This window comes from Prevotella sp. HMSC077E09 (assembly GCF_001814685.1).
Lineage (GTDB): Bacteria > Bacteroidota > Bacteroidia > Bacteroidales > Bacteroidaceae > Prevotella > Prevotella oris.
This window is the reverse complement of record NZ_KV817572.1, coordinates 47952-48453: the sequence shown is the minus strand read 5'-3', so window position 1 is coordinate 48453 and position 502 is coordinate 47952. Positions and strand designations below refer to the sequence as shown.

Annotated in this window: 1 pseudogene; it reads left to right on the top strand. The window is 46.4% G+C overall.

What is annotated here, in order from left to right:
• Window positions 1–28 precede the first annotated feature (28 nt).
• Window positions 29–502: pseudogene (locus HMPREF2983_RS08090) on the top strand (mobilization protein); the annotation flags it as partial.

Genomic DNA, 502 nt, shown 5'->3' with positions numbered 1-502 from the left:
TCATTCAACCCATTAAAGTATCAAAACAATGAAAGAAGAAGATTTATCAGCTATCAAGCGATATTCCATCGTGGACTATCTCGAAAGGAAGGGTATCAGGCCTGTCCGCAGGACACCGACCTATGCTGTGTATCGCTCACCATTGAGGGAAGAAGTGCATCCGAGTTTCAAAGTGGACACGGAAAAGAACCTTTGGATAGACTATGCCGAAGGCAGGGGCGGAAGTATCATCGACCTTTGTATACGCTTGGAAGGCTGCACGCTCTCGGAAGCCATCTGCCGTTTGGGACAGAACGCTTTAGAGCATACAGCGTACAGCTACAGTTCTTCAAAGAGAGAAACTCCTATCTGTCCAAAGCAAAAAGAAATGGCAAGCGGGACAAGGAGACTGATATGCCTATCAGACACCTTACCGCCGCATTTGCAGGAGTACCTCAAAAAGGAACGCTGCATTGATTTGGAAAAGGTAACACCCTTTCTCAAATGTATCAGCTACGAGGTA